This is a genomic window from Pseudonocardia halophobica (assembly GCF_050948485.1).
Lineage (GTDB): Bacteria > Actinomycetota > Actinomycetes > Mycobacteriales > Pseudonocardiaceae > Pseudonocardia > Pseudonocardia halophobica.
The window spans coordinates 5954735-5968585 of the sequence record NZ_CP192046.1; the positions used below are offsets into that span (position 1 = coordinate 5954735).

General features: G+C 72.6%; 12 protein-coding genes. 7 read left to right on the top strand and 5 right to left on the bottom strand.

Going from position 1 to position 13851, the window contains the following annotated elements; all coding sequences use genetic code 11:
• Positions 1-25: 25 nt before the first annotated feature.
• Complete coding sequence (locus ACQP04_RS28375; protein ID WP_433503595.1) at positions 26-931, bottom strand: LysR family transcriptional regulator; 906 nt, start codon at positions 929-931, stop codon at positions 26-28.
• A 107-nt stretch (positions 932-1038) separates the two neighbouring features.
• Here ACQP04_RS28375 and ACQP04_RS28380 point away from each other — a divergent pair, with 107 nt between their 5' ends.
• The 5 genes from ACQP04_RS28380 to ACQP04_RS28400 are packed head-to-tail and all read left to right on the top strand — an operon-like array spanning position 1039 to position 6290.
• On the top strand, positions 1039-2013 hold the full coding sequence (locus ACQP04_RS28380) for a cyclase family protein (RefSeq protein ID WP_433503596.1): 975 nt from the start codon (positions 1039-1041) through the stop codon (positions 2011-2013).
• Between the two features lie 28 nt (positions 2014-2041).
• Complete coding sequence (locus ACQP04_RS28385; RefSeq protein ID WP_433503597.1) at positions 2042-3172, top strand: FAD-dependent monooxygenase; 1131 nt, start codon at positions 2042-2044, stop codon at positions 3170-3172.
• 10 nt (positions 3173-3182) lie between these two features.
• The gene (locus ACQP04_RS28390) at positions 3183-4121 is read left to right on the top strand and encodes a VOC family protein (protein WP_433503598.1); all 939 of its coding nucleotides are present in this window, start codon (positions 3183-3185) and stop codon (positions 4119-4121) included.
• A gap of 10 nt (positions 4122-4131) precedes the next feature.
• Entirely contained in the window at positions 4132-5106 is a 975-nt protein-coding gene (locus ACQP04_RS28395; RefSeq protein ID WP_433503599.1) for a fumarylacetoacetate hydrolase family protein, read from the top strand.
• A gap of 11 nt (positions 5107-5117) precedes the next feature.
• Positions 5118-6290 carry an alpha/beta hydrolase family protein gene (locus ACQP04_RS28400; RefSeq protein ID WP_433503600.1) on the top strand — a complete coding sequence of 391 codons (1173 nt, stop codon included), beginning with the start codon at positions 5118-5120 and terminating at the stop codon, positions 6288-6290.
• On the opposite strand, the gene ACQP04_RS28405 is transcribed toward ACQP04_RS28400, so the two are convergent.
• The gene (locus ACQP04_RS28405) at positions 6284-7345 is read right to left on the bottom strand and encodes a zinc-binding dehydrogenase (protein WP_433503601.1); all 1062 of its coding nucleotides are present in this window, start codon (positions 7343-7345) and stop codon (positions 6284-6286) included. The two genes, ACQP04_RS28400 and ACQP04_RS28405, sit on opposite strands and share 7 nt — an antisense overlap.
• A 23-nt stretch (positions 7346-7368) precedes the next feature.
• On the bottom strand, positions 7369-8430 hold the full coding sequence (locus tag ACQP04_RS28410) for an alpha/beta fold hydrolase (protein WP_433503602.1): 1062 nt from the start codon (positions 8428-8430) through the stop codon (positions 7369-7371).
• 138 nt (positions 8431-8568) lie between these two features.
• Here ACQP04_RS28410 and ACQP04_RS28415 point away from each other — a divergent pair, with 138 nt between their 5' ends.
• Together ACQP04_RS28415 and ACQP04_RS28420 are read left to right on the top strand one after the other, a co-directional pair.
• Positions 8569-10341: a sigma-54-dependent Fis family transcriptional regulator gene (locus ACQP04_RS28415; protein ID WP_433503603.1), complete on the top strand. Its 1773-nt coding sequence runs from the start codon at positions 8569-8571 to the stop codon at positions 10339-10341.
• A gap of 99 nt (positions 10342-10440) precedes the next feature.
• On the top strand, positions 10441-12084 hold the full coding sequence (locus ACQP04_RS28420) for a flavin-containing monooxygenase (RefSeq protein WP_433503604.1): 1644 nt from the start codon (positions 10441-10443) through the stop codon (positions 12082-12084).
• A 58-nt stretch (positions 12085-12142) separates the two neighbouring features.
• On the opposite strand, the gene ACQP04_RS28425 is transcribed toward ACQP04_RS28420, so the two are convergent.
• Positions 12143-13453, bottom strand: a complete 1311-nt coding sequence (locus ACQP04_RS28425) for an acyl-CoA dehydrogenase family protein (RefSeq protein WP_433503605.1) — start codon at positions 13451-13453, stop codon at positions 12143-12145.
• Positions 13450-13845, bottom strand: coding sequence for an aldehyde dehydrogenase family protein (locus ACQP04_RS28430; RefSeq protein WP_433503606.1), 396 nt, complete (start codon positions 13843-13845; stop codon positions 13450-13452). Before ACQP04_RS28430 ends, ACQP04_RS28425 begins: the two co-directional genes overlap by 4 nt.
• Positions 13846-13851: the final 6 nt, after the last annotated feature.

Sequence of the window (13851 nt, forward strand, 5' to 3'; positions counted from 1 at the left end):
GCCGGCACCCCGACCTGGATGGGCGCTACACCCGGCCCGCCACCCGGGTCAGGAGGTCGCGCAGGTACCGGTGCTCCGGGTCGTCGTCGTACATGGGGTGCCACCAGATCGCCTCGACGAGCGGGGCGACGTCGACGGGGCAGGGCAGCGCGCGCACCCCGAACTCCGCGGGGATCCGGTCGACGAGCCGGCGCTGCAGCAATGCGACCCGGTCGGAACCCGCGACCAGCCCGGGGACGGTCAGGAAGTTCTCGGTGACGACCTGGACGTCGGGCTCGATCCCGAGCATCCGCATCTGCCGCACGGCCGGGGTCGACGCCGTGGGGCCGTGGTAGGTGACGACCCACGGCAGGGTCCGGAGCTGCTCGACCGCCAGCTCCTCCCCGACGGCCGGGTTGCCGGTGGCGACCAGGCAGACCCAGTCGTCGAGGTAGAGGTCGGTGTGCGGGAGCGCGTCGACGAAGCCGTGCGGCATGAGCAGCAGGTCGGCGTTGGTCAGGGTCTGCATGACCTGGTCGACCACCTGCGGGGTGTTGGCGGTGAACCGCAGGCGGGCGCCGGGCGCCTCCTCCCGCAGGCACGCCACCAGCTCGGGTCCCAGCACGGCGACGGCGTAGTCGGTCATGATCAGCGAGAACTCGCGGGTGGTGGTGGCGGGGTCGAAGTCCGGTTCGGCGGCGAAGACCCGCTCGACCCCGGACAACGCGGTGCGTACCCGGTGGCGCAGCTGCACCGCGAGCGGCGTGAGCCGGTACTGGTTGCCGAAGCGGGCCAGCAGGTCGTCGCCGAAGTGCCGGCGCAGCCGCGCGAGCTGGGCGGACACGGCCGGCTGGCTGAGCCCCATCTGCTCGGCGGCCCGGCTGACGCTGCGGTGTTCGAGCAGCGCGTCGAGCGTCACGAGCAGGTTGAGGTCCAGGCTCACCAGGTTCACGAGGCGGCAGCGTATCCACCGCACTGATATCCCACATCACCTAATTCGTCTTCCCTGATGCGCGCGGATCGCCGACCGTGGACGGCGTCGCTCGAGGAGGAACCGACATGCTGGACCGCACCGATCCCGAGGGGGCCATCGCCGCCGCGGCGAAGCGCTGCTCGAACTGGGGCCGCTGGGGCGCCGACGACGTGCTGGGCACCCTGAACTTCCTGGACGAGGCCAAGCGCCGCGAGGGCGCCGCCCTGATCCGCCGTGGCGTGAGCTTCCCGCTGGCCCAGCGCTTCGACGCGGACGGCCCGCAGAAGGGCTGGCGGCGCCGCACCAACCCCGTGCACACCATGCTCGACACCGGCCTGGAGGCCGAGCGCGGCACCCAGGGCTTCCCGCACGGCCTCGGCGGTGCCGACGACGTGGTGTTCATGCCGCTGCAGGCCTCGACCCAGTGGGACGGGCTCGGCCACATCTTCGACCACGGCGTCGCGTGGAACGGCCGCCGCGCCGGCGACGTCGTGACCAGCGAGGGCGACCGGGTCACCGGCATCGAGACCGCGTCGGGCCGGATCGCCGGGCGCGGGGTGCTCCTCGACGTCGGCCGCGCGATCGGCACCGACGGGGAGCTGCCGGACGGGTTCGCGATCACCGTCGAGCACCTGGAGGAGACGAGCACGGCGCACGGCGTGCAGGTCGGCCGCGGCGACCTGCTGCTGGTGCGCACCGGGCGCCTGGCCCGGGCCCGCCGGGAGATCGCGGAGGGGAAGGGCTGGGGCGACTTCGCCGGCGGCCCCGCCCCCGGGCTGTCGTTCACCACCGCGGACTGGCTGCACGGCACCGAGATCGCCGCGATCGCCACCGACACCTGGGGCTTCGAGGTCCGGCCCAACGAGTTCGACGAGGCCTTCCAGCCCCTGCACCAGGTCGCGATCCCGCACATCGGGCTGTTCCTCGGCGAGATGTGGGACCTCGACGCCCTCGCCGCCGACTGCGCCGCCGACGGGACCCACGAGTTCTTCCTGACCGCCGACCCGCTGCCCGTGACCGGAGCTGTCGGCGCTCCGGTCGCGCCCGTCGCCGTCAAGTAGCACCCGCCCCGCGGACGAAGGAGTCCCCATGCCCGCCGTCAACACCGTCCTCGTCGTCGGCAGCGGCCTCGCCGGCACCGCGACCGCGATCCACCTCGCCGACCGCGGGGTCGCGGTCGACCTGGTCGAGATCACCCCCGACATCGCAGCCGTCGGATCCGGGATCACGCTGCAGGGCAACGCCCTGCGCGAGCTGGCGGACCTCGGCGTCTGGGACCGCGTGCAGGAGAAGGGCTACGGCTTCGACAGCCTCGGCCTGCGCGCCCCCGACCCCGCCGGGGCCCTGCTGGTCGAGATCCCCGACGCCCGCACGGGCGGCCCGGACCTGCCGGCCACCCTGGGCATGCCGCGCCCCGACCTCGCCCGGATCCTGCACGACCGCGCCGGCGAGGCCGGCGTGAAGATTCGCTTCGGGACCACCGCCGCGGAACTCCGCCAGGACGGTGCCGGCGTCGACGTCGAGTTCTCCGACGGCACCGCCGCCCGCTACGACCTGGTGGTGGGCGCGGACGGGATCCGTTCGTCGGTCCGGCGGATGCTCGGCGTCGAGCTGGAGACCCGTCCCACCGGGATGGGCATCTGGCGCGCCCTCGGCCCGCGGCCGGCGTCGGTGACCCGCACCGACCTCTTCTACGGCGGACCCTCCTACATCGCGGGCTACTGCCCGACCGGCGAGGACTCGCTCTACGCCTACGTCGTCGAGGACGCGCAGGACCGCAGCGCGCTGTCCCCCGCGGAGCGGCTGGCCACCATGCGGCAGCTCGCCTCGGTCTACCACGGCCCGTGGGACGACATCCTCGCCACGCTCGACGACCCCGGCCGGGTCAACTACACCTGGTTCGAGACCCACGTGCTGCCCGCGCCGTGGAACCGCGGCCGAGTGGTCCTGATCGGCGACGCCGCGCACTCCTGCCCGCCGACCCTGGCCCAGGGCGGGGCGCAGGCGCTCGAGGACGCCGCGGTGCTCGCCGAGCTCCTGCTCGCCGCCGACACGCTCGACGACGACCTCTGGGACGCCTTCACCGCGCGCCGGCACGCCCGCGCCGCCGCCGTCGTCGAGGCCTCCGTCCAGCTCGGGCAGTGGCTGCTCGACCACGAGCAGGGCGACGTCCCCGGCCTCATGGGCCGCATCGCCGCGCTCGTCACCGAACCCGCCTGAGGAGACACAAGTGACCGACCGACTCATCACGCACCTGCGGCACGTCGACCTCGCCGTGCCCGACCTGGCACGCCAGCAGGACTTCTACACCGGCGCGTGGGGCCTCACCATCGAGCACACCGACACCGGGATCGCGTTCCTCGCCGCCGAGGGCTCCCCCGAGCAGTACGTGGTGCGGCTGCGCCAGGCCGCCGACAAGCGCATCGACCTCATCGCCTTCGGCGCGGCGACCCCCGCCGACGTCGACACCCTCGCCGCCCGCCTGGCCACCGCCGGCGTGCAGCTCGTCCGCGAGCCCGGCGTGCTCGACACCCCCGGCGGCGGCTACGGGTTCCGGTTCTTCGACAACGAGGGCCGCACCGTCGAGGTCAGCGCCGAGGTCGCGATCCGCACGCACCGCACCGTCGAGGCCGGCGAGTCGATCCCCGTGCGGCTGTCGCACGTCGTGATCAACTCGGCGGACCCGGAGGGCACGCGGGTCTTCTACGAGCGCCACCTGGGGTTCCGCCTGTCCGACACGCTCATGCACCCGCGGATGGGCGAGATGATGTGGTTCCTGCGGATCAACTCCTGGCACCACAGCATGGCCATCGCCCGCGGCCCGCACCCGTCGCTGCACCACGCGTCGTTCGAGCTGCGCGGGATCGACGAGTACATGCGCGGCACCGGCCGGCTGCTGCGCGCGGGTGTCGAGAAGATCTGGGGTCCCGGCCGGCACCTGGCCGGCAACAACACCTTCAGCTACTTCCTCGACCCGCACGGCAACACCGTCGAGTACACGACGGATCTGGAGCAGATCGACGAGGACACCTGGCACCCGCACCTCTACGACTTCACCCGGCCCGAGGTGTCCGACCAGTGGGGCACGGCCAACGCGATGAACGAGTTCGTGGCCTCCCGGTCGTTCAACGACGTCGACAAGGGCCTGTTCGTGGCCCCGCCGGTCTGAGGGGGCCGCGATGCGGTTCGCGACCTACATCCACGACGGCAGCGCCCACGAGGGCACCGTCCTCGCCGGCGTCGTCGCCGCCGCGACGGTGCACCCCCTGCCGCAGGGCACCACGGTCCTCGACCTCGTCCGTGCCGGGCTGCCGGCGGCGATCGAGGCGGGCGCAGCGGTGCTCGACGGGCCGGCCGTCCCGCTCGACGAGGTCCGGCTGCTGCCGCCGCTGGACCCGCCGACCGTGCGGGACTTCGTCGCGTTCGAGGAGCACGTCGAGGGCGTCGTGGCGTCCGTCGGCGACGGGGCGGGCGTCGTGCCGGAGTGGCACGAGGCCCCGACCTTCTACTTCACCAACCCGCACGCGCTGGTCGGGGCGCACGACGACGTCCCGGTCCCGCCCGGCTCGCAGCTGTTCGACTTCGAGCTCGAGGTGGCTGCGGTGGTCGGCCGGGACGCGACGAGCCCCGCGCCGGAGGACGTGGAGATCTTCGGCTACACGATCCTCAACGACTGGTCGGCCCGCGACCTGCAGCGCCGCGAGATGAAGGTCGGCCTCGGCCCGGCCAAGGGCAAGGACTCCGCCACCACCCTCGGCCCGTGGCTGGTCACCGCCGACGAGCTGGAGCCCGACCGGGACGCGGAGGGGTTCCTGGCCCTGGACATGCGGGTCGCGGTCAACGGCGTGGAGATCGGCCAGGACCTGCTGTCCAACATGGGGTGGCCCTTCGAGGAGCTCGTCGCCTACGCCGGGCGCGGCACCCGGGTCCGGGCCGGGGACGTCCTCGGCTCGGGGACCTGCGGCAACGGCGGGTGCCTGGCGGAGCTGTGGGGCCGGCGCGGCGCGCAGGACCCGCCCCCGCTGCGCCCCGGCGACGTCGTCGAGATGACCGTCGAAGGCATCGGGACGATCCGCAACACCGTCGTCGCCGGCCTCGATCTGCCGCCGGTGCGACCGGCCCGGCCCCGCCCCCGCACCCGCAAGCGCCCCTGAGAGGACCTGCTGTGTTCGAGTACTTCCCCGGCAACTACGTGTGGAACCTGGGTGTGGTCGCCGCGCTCAACTCCGGCGGTCTGATCGACGAGATCGACCGCGCCTGCCGCCCGATCCGCGAGGCCGCGGCGCACGGCTCCGACGCCGGCACGCCGGACTTCCTGCGCGCCTGGACGGCGCTCACCGACCAGCTCGTCGCGCAGGCGGAGGCCGCCGAGAAGGCCGGCCACACCCGCACCGCGGGGCAGCTGTACTTCCGCGCCACCAACTACCTCTGCCAGGCCGAGCGCATGCTCGCGCACTCCGACCCGAACCGCGTCCCGACCTACCGCCGGGTGCTGGAGCTGGCGCAGAAGTCGTTCGACCTGCGCGACCCGCGGGTCAGCCGGGTCGCGATCCCCTACGAGGGCACCACCCTGCCCGGCTACCTCAGCGCCGCCCCGGCCACGGACGACGGGCCCGCCCCGGTGATCGTGCTGGTCAACGGCCTGGACTCCACCAAGGAGCACATGTACGGCTCCGCGCACTGGGAGGAGCTCGCCGCCCGCGGCATCTCCTGCCTGATGCTCGACCAGCCCGGGACCGGTGAGGCCCTGCGGCTGCAGGGCCTCACCGCCCGCATCGACACCGAGGCCTGGGCGGGCGCCGCCGTCGACTGGCTCGAGCAGCGCGCGGACGTCGACGCCTCCCGGATCGGGATCGTCGGCTGGTCGCTGGGCGGCTACTACGCCCCTCGCGCCGCGGCGTTCGAGCAGCGGTTCGCGCTCTGCGTGGCCTGGGGTGCCAACCACAACTGGGGCGCGGTGCAGCGCCGCCGGCTCGAGCGCGAGGGCGAGCGCCCCGTGCCGCACTACTGGGAGCACGTCCTGTGGGTGTGGGGGCACGACGACCTCGACACCTTCATCTCCTTCGCCGACGACGTGCACCTCGACGGCGTCGTCGAGAAGATCACCGTGCCCTTCCTGATCGCGCACGGCGCGAACGACCGGCAGATCCCGCTGGAGTACGCCCACCGCTCCTACGAGCAGGCGGTGAACTCCCCCAGGCGGGAGCTGCGCGTCTTCACCCCGGAGGAGGGCGCCGCCGAGCACATCGGCCTCGACCACCTCCCGCACGTCAGCACGTACATCGCCGACTGGGTGGCCGACACCTTCGCCGAGCCGGGGGCGCCCCGCACTCAGTAGGTGATCAGCGGCTTGATCACCCCGTCCCGCTTGTCCCGCATGACCGCGAACGCCTCCTCCGCATCCGCGATGCCGAACCGGTGGGTGGTCATCGGGGTGGGGTCGACCTTGCCGGTGGCGAGTAGCCGCATGAGGCGCTGCATGCGCTCCCGGCCGCCGGGGCACAGGTCGGTGGTGATGTGCTTGCCCGCCATGCCGAGGCCGAACGCGTCGAGCGGGATGGTCAGGGTCGGGCCGCCCTCGCCGTGGTAGCCGAGGTTGGAGATCGTGCCGCCGGCGCGGGTCGCCCGCAGGCAGCCCTCGAAGGTCACCTGGGAGCCGAGGGCCTCGATGGCCGAGTCGACGCCGCCGCCGGTGATCTCCACGATCTGCTCCGCGGCGTCCCCGCCCGAGGGGTCGACCACGACGTCCGCCCCGAACTGCTTGGCGAGTGCCGCGCGGTCCGGCCGGCCCTCGACCGCGATGATCATCCCGGCCCCGAGCAGGCGGGAGCCCATCGTCGCGGAGAGCCCGACGGCGCCCTGGGCGAACACGGCGACGGTGCCACCGAGCGGGATGTGAGCGTTCTCGGCGCCGACGAAGCCGGTGGAGAGCATGTCGCAGGCGTAGACGGCGACCTCGTCGGCGAGCCCGTCGGGGATCGGGGCGAGGTTGTAGTCGGCGTCGTTGACGTGGAAGTACTCGGCGAGGTTGCCGTCCTTCTGCGCGGTGTAGCGGTAGCCGCCGAGCGGGCCGCCGCACTGGGAGCTCAGGCCGCGCTGGCAGTAGTCGCAGGTGCCGTCGGGGGTCACGGCGTTGACCGCGACCCGGTCGCCGACCTGGACCGACGTCACGCCGTCGCCGATCGCGTGCACGACGCCGACACTCTCGTGGCCGAGGAACCGCCCCGCGGGTACGGGGAGGACACCGGCCACGGTGTGGACGTCGGAGGTGCAGATCAGCGAGGCGGTGGTGCGGACGACGGCCTCGCCGGGGCCGGCGGCCGGGATCTCGCGCTCGACGAGTCCGATCCGGCCCTCGCCGAGGAAGGCGAGTCCGCGCATGGAGCTGCTCATGGTGGGTCCTCTCGAGGTGTCGGTCAGGCGGGTCCGTCGAGGAGCTCGCCGAGGTGCCGGTCGATCTGCGGCATGTAGGTGGGGGCCACGCCGAACAGGCCGAGGTGTCCGTGGACGTCCTCGACCACCCGCAGCTCGGAGTTCTTGATGCGCTCCTGCTCGGCGCGGCAGTCCCGGACGGGGAAGAACATGTCCTCGTCGATCGGCATCACGAAGGTCCGCGCGGTGACGCGGGCCAGGGCGGCGTCGAGGTCGCCGCCGGTGTGCCGGGCGACGTCGCCGCGCTGCCACTTCCACGCCATGCACAGCAGGTCGTTGGGGTCCATCGCGGTGAAGTACGGCTCGAGGAAGCCCTCGAGGAACGCCTCCTTGCTCTCGAACTCCAGGGCCCGCCAGGCCTCCTGCTTCCAGAACTCCGTGGAGAGGCCCATGACCGCCCAGATCCCGGCGTGCCGCTCGAGCCCGGCGACGACCTCGGCGTTCGAGGTGTACTCGCCGTCGGCGAAGCCGGGATCGGAGGTGATCGCCTCGTTGAGGGCCTTGGTGAACAGGAAGTCGTGCGGGGTGTTCTGCGCGGTGCCGGCGATCGCCGCGGCCCGTCCGACCTTCTCGGGGAAGCGGACGGCCCACTCGTAGACCTGCTGGGCGCCCATCGACCCGCCGACGACCGCGTGCAGGGTCTCGACGCCGAAGTGCTCGCGCAGCAGCCGCTCCTGGGCGACGACGTCGTCGCCGATCCGGACGTGCGGGAACGCCGACATGGCGATGCCGGCGTTCTCGCCGTCGGCGTTGTGCGGGGAGGTCGACAGGCCGGACCCGATCTGGTCGACCACCACGACGAAGTACCGGTCGGGGTTCAGCGCGTGGTCGGGGCCGATGTAGACGTCGCGCCAGATCTGGTGGCTGCCGGAGTACCAGGTCGTCACGAGGATCGCGTTGTCCCGGGCCTCGTTCAGCTCGCCGAAGGTGGCGACGGCGAGCCGGCAGTCGGGGATGCTGCCGCCCTCCTCCAGGTCGAGCCGGCCTATCGGGACCAGGTCGTAGTCGCCGTGGAACTCGTGCGAGTAGAACGGGTTGTCGATCATGTCCAGCTCCTCGTCGAGGGACCGTGCCGCCCCACTCTCGACGGTGTCCCGCGACCCGCCGTGTCCCGAATTGGGACACGCCACGCCCTTGCCCCGTGGCGCACGATGTGAGGTGGGACACGAGGAGGTGCTCGCGGGATGGACGACGTGCCCGACCGCCGCCTGCTGCTCGCGAGCGCCCGGGCGGACCTGCTGGAAGGCGGGGGCGCCCCGGAGCGCCGCGGGGTGCCCGACCACGTGGCGGCCTCGTGGCGGCGCAGCGTGGCGGGCGGGGTGGCGCCGGACTCGGTGGAGAGCCAGTACTTCACCGAGCTCGACCTCGCGTCGCGCCTGGTGCGGTGCGCCCGGCCGGTGATCGACCAGCTCTCGGAGCAGATCGCGGACGTCCCGATGTGCGTCGCGCTCACCGACGACCGGGCCCGGATCCTGGCCCGCAGGGACAGCAGCCGGTGGATCGGGCGGATCCTCGACCGCGTCTACTTCGCGCAGGGCTTCGGCTACGCCGAGGGAACGGTGGGCACGAACGGCGTGGGCACGGTCCTGGAGTTCGGCGAGTCCGTGCACATCGTCGGCGCCGAGCACTTCGTCGGCACCCTGCAGTCCTTCGCCTGCGCCGGCGCGCCGGTCCGCGACCCCTTCACCGGCCGGATCGAGGGCGTCCTGGACATCAGCTGCCTGGCCGACCACTCGACGCCGCTCATGCACTCGCTGGTCCGCGCCGCGGCCCGGCGCATCGAGCACAACCTGCTCCAGGACCGCGACCAGGCCCAGCAGGCGCTGTTCGACGTCTACTCGCGGGTCGACGCCCGCACCCGCGGCGCGGTCGTCGCGGTCGGGCCGCGGGTGGTCGTGGCCAACACGTCGATGCAGACCCTGATCGCCGCCGGCGACCAGGAGGCCCTGCACGACCACCTCCGCTTCCTCGCGGGCCGGCACACCTCCGTCGACCACCGGGTCGACCTGCCCTCCGGCGCGCGCGTGCGGCTCCGCGGCTCGACCGTCGCGGTCGGGGACGACGTCGCGGGCATGATCGGCGTCGTCACGCTCCTCGACGAGGTCGAAAGACACCCCGCTCCCACGGCGACGCTCGGTGCCGCCGGGCCGCGGGGCACCGCCTTGTCACCGGCGTGGTGCGCCGCGGCCACCGCCGCGCGGGCCGAGCTGGACGCGGGCCACCCCGTCCTCGTGCTCGGCGAGCCCGGCGCCGGCCGGTTCAGTCTGCTCAGCGACCTGCACCTGCAGGGGAACCCGCGCGGCCGGGTCACCCGGGTCGCCGCCCGGACGATCGAGGCCGACCCCCGGGAGGTCGCCAGGGCCGTCGCGGACGCCGGGGACGGGACCCTGACCGTGCTCTGCGACGTCGACCGGCTCCCGCCGGCGACCGTGGAGCTGCTGGTCGACGCGCTCGGCGAGCACGCCGACGCCCTGCCCCGGCTCGCCGCGACCGCCGCGCCCGCGGCCGGGCCTGCCCCCTCTGTGCACCGCTCGCTCCTGGCGGTCCTGCGCGGCTGCGTCACGGTGCCGCCACTTCGTCATCGCACCGCCGACATCCCGGGGCTGGCCCGGGGGATCCTCGACGAGCTGGCGCCCCACCGCGACGTCCGGCTCTCCGCCGAGGCCGTCCGCCTGCTGTCCCGCTACCGGTGGCCCGGGAACGTCCGCGAGCTCCGGGAGGTCCTCGCCGCCGCGGTGGCCCGGCGCCCGGTGGGCGTGATCGAGGCCCAGGACCTGCCCGCCCACTGCCAGAGCACCCCGCGCAGCGCGCTGCGCCCGGTCGACGAGATCGAGCGGGACGCGATCGTCTCGGCGCTGCGCACGGCGGCCGGGAACCGCAAGGCCGCGGCCGCCGCGCTCGGGATCGCCCGCTCGACGATGTACCGCAAGATCCGCCAGTACGGAATCACCGACTGACGTCGGCACGTGTCCGTTGTTGGGACACGTCCGGTGGGTGGGACACCGCCCACGATGTCCGGGCCACCCAGGCAGGACACACGGAAGAGGTCGATGACGATGACGTCCGCACCCGACACCGCACCGCCGGCCGACGGTTCCCCGGCCCCGCTGGAACTTGACGCGGTGGTCCTCGGCGCCGGCGTCGCCGGGCTCTACCAGCTCCACCAGCTCCGCGAACAGGGGCTGCGCGTGCGGGCCTACGAGGCCGGCAGCGACGTGGGCGGGACCTGGTACTGGAACCGCTACCCCGGCGCGCGGTTCGACTCCGAGGGCTACATCTACCAGTACCTGTTCTCCGAGCAGCTCTACACGGACTGGAGCTGGAGCGAGAAGTTCCCCGGCCAGCCCGAGGTCGAGCAGTGGCTGCGGTACGTCACCGAGCGGTTGGGCCTGCGCGAGGACATCCGGTTCTCGACGCGGATCGTGAGCGCCCACTACGACGAGGACCGCGGCCGCTGGACCGTGCGCACCGACCGCGGCGACACGATCGACACGCAGTTCTTCGTCACCTGCGGCGGCATGCTCTCCGCGCCGATGGAGGCCCTGTTCGAGGGCCAGGACACCTTCCGCGGACCGATCTTCCACACCTCGCGCTGGCCGAAGGAGGCGGTCGACCTCGCCGGGAAGCGGGTCGGCGTCGTCGGGGTCGGGGCCACCGGCATCCAGGTCATCCAGACGATCGCGAGCGAGGTCGAGCACCTCACGGTCTTCGCCCGCACCCCGCAGTACGTGCTGCCGATGAAGAACCCGAAGTACGGCGAGACCGAGCAGCGCTGGTACAAGAGCCGCTTCCAGGAGCTGCGCACGACCATCCCGCACACGTTCACCGGGTTCGAGTACGACTTCGAGCACGCCTGGGCCGACTGCACCCCCGAGCAGCGGCAGGAGATCCTCGAGGAGATCTACCAGGACGGGTCGCTCAAGCTGTGGCTGGCGAGCTTCGGCGAGATGTTCTTCGTCGAGGAGGTCAGCGAGGCGGTCTCGGAGTTCGTCCGCGACAAGATGCGCGCGCGGCTCGAGGACCAGCAGCTGATCGACGTCCTCGTGCCCACCGACTACGGCTTCGGCACCCACCGCGTCCCGCTCGAGACCAACTACCTCGAGGTCTACCACCGGGAGAACGTCGAGCTGGTCGGGGTGAAGGACAACCCGATCGCCCGGATCCGGCCCGAGGGCGTCGAGCTCGCCGACGGCAGCGTCCACGAGCTCGACGTGATCATCCTGGCCACCGGGTTCGACGCCGGCACCGGCGCGCTGACCCGCATCGACGTCCGCGGCCGCGGCGGGCGGTCATTGACCGAGGACTGGGGCCGCGACATCCGCACCACGATGGGGCTGATGGTCCACGGCTACCCCAACATGCTCACCACGGCCGTGCCGCTCGCCCCGTCCGCGGCGTTGTGCAACATGACGACCTGCCTGCAGCAGCAGACCGAGTGGATCACCGCCGCGATCCGCGACCTGCGCGAGCGGGGCGCCACCGTGATCGAGCCGACGGAGGCCGGCGAGGAGGCCTGGGTGGCCCACCACGAGGAGATCGCCTCCGCGACCCTGGTCCCGAAGACGCACTCCTGGTACCTGGGCTCCAACGTCCCCGGCAAGCCCCGCCGGCTGCTGTCCTACATCGGCGGCGTGGGGCAGTACCGGCAGAAGTGCGACGAGGAGGCGGCCGCCGGCTACCCGGCGTTCGACCGCCGCTGACGTCCGCGCCCGGGCCCGGCCCCGCCGCTGCGGGGCCGGGCCGGACCGTCCGGGAGCGTCAGACGACGACGGTGTCGATCGTCTCGTGGTGCTTGCCGAACTCCACGTACTCGTCCTCCATGATCGCTCGCGGGTTGAAGAGCGGGTCGGCGAGGATGCCGTGCACGCGGCGCCGCTGCATGCCCATGTTGCCGCCGTCGTAGATGGGCAGCACGGAGGCCTCGCGGAGGATCTTGCCGAAGCCAGCCTTCCGCTCCAGGCTGTTCACGCCGACGATCTGCATGCACTTGTACACGCAGTCGAACATCATCTCGGTGACCTGGATCTTGTTCATCGCCCCGACCAGCTCGGCGTGCTGGTCGTGCTTGTCGAGGTAGTCCGCCGCCCGCCAGGAGAAGTAGCGGCCCATCTCGATCTTCGCCGCGACGTCGCCGAGGACGTAGCCGACGTTCTGGAAGCCGATGATCGGCTTCAGCGCACCGGCCGTGTTGCCCCGCGCGAACTCGAGGGCCATCTCGTAGGCGGCGCGGGCCATGCCGACCGCCGCGATCGCCGCGATCGGGCCGGACCAGGCGAAGTTGCGGTTGATGACGAGGTCGCCGTTGCCCTCCGCCCCGGGCAGCAGGTTCGTGGCCGGGATGCGGGCGTCCTCGAAGACGATCTCCGCGTTCGAGGCGAGGCGGTGGCCGGTCTTGTCGAGGGTGTGATAGGTGACCCCCGGGGTGTCCCGCTCCAGGACCAGCGCGGACAGGCCCTCGGTGCCGCCCTTGTCCGGGTCGCTGCGGACGATGAGCGTGCCGGCGTTGACGCCCCGCTCGTCCCAGCCCGCCGACGACGGCCAGTACTTGCGGCCGTTGACGACGAAGTGGTCGCCGTCCCGCTCCGCGATCAGGCCGACACCGGCCGGACGCGGCAGCGGGATGTCGAAGTTCGCGGTGCCGGCCGGGTTGCCGGGCGGCTCGCTCGCCGTCCACCCACCGAGGTACTCCCCCGTCGGGTCCGAGGTCGCCGCCCGCAGGAACCGGTCCTTCTGCTCGTCCGAGCCGTACCAGGCGATCGGCATCAGGCCGAGGCCGTTGCACAGGACCGTGCAGGCGAACCCGGGGTCGACCACGCAGAGCTCCTCGGCCGCGACCGTCAGGTCGACGCACGACACACCACCTCCGCCGTACGCCTTCGGCAGCATGCACATCGCGATCCCGGCCTTGTACGCCTCGACGTAGGCCGGCTTCGTCATCTGGAAGCCCTTGAGCGGGTCCGGCTCCGCGTCGGCCGCGGCGACGACCGGCTTGAGGACGTTCTCGGCGAAGGCCCGCACCTCGTGCTGCAGCTTCTTCTGTTCGTCGGACATCGTGAAGTTGATGGTCATCGGAACTCCGAGTGGCATCGGCGATCTTCAGTTGGCGTGGTGATCCCGGAACGGTCGTTCTGGAGTGGTGGTTCCGGAGTGGTGGTTCCCCCAGTGGTGGTCGCCCGCTCCCGTGAGCTGGGCGGCGAACGACGGTACGCCGGTGGCGCCGCCGTGCCTATCCGTCGTCCCGGGGTCGCATCGCCGCCGCCCTCCTCGCCTGACGGTCGGCGCTGGATGGACTTGGTCTCCAGGAACTCCTCCAGGCCGCAGCGGCCCAGCTCGCGGCCGTTGCCGGACTGCTTGTAGCCGCCGGACGGGGCGACGATGGTGAACGTGCCGCCGTCGACGTCCACCTGCCCCGTGCGCAGCCGCCGGGCCAGCGCGAGGGCGTGGTCGGGCTCGCCGAACACCGCGCC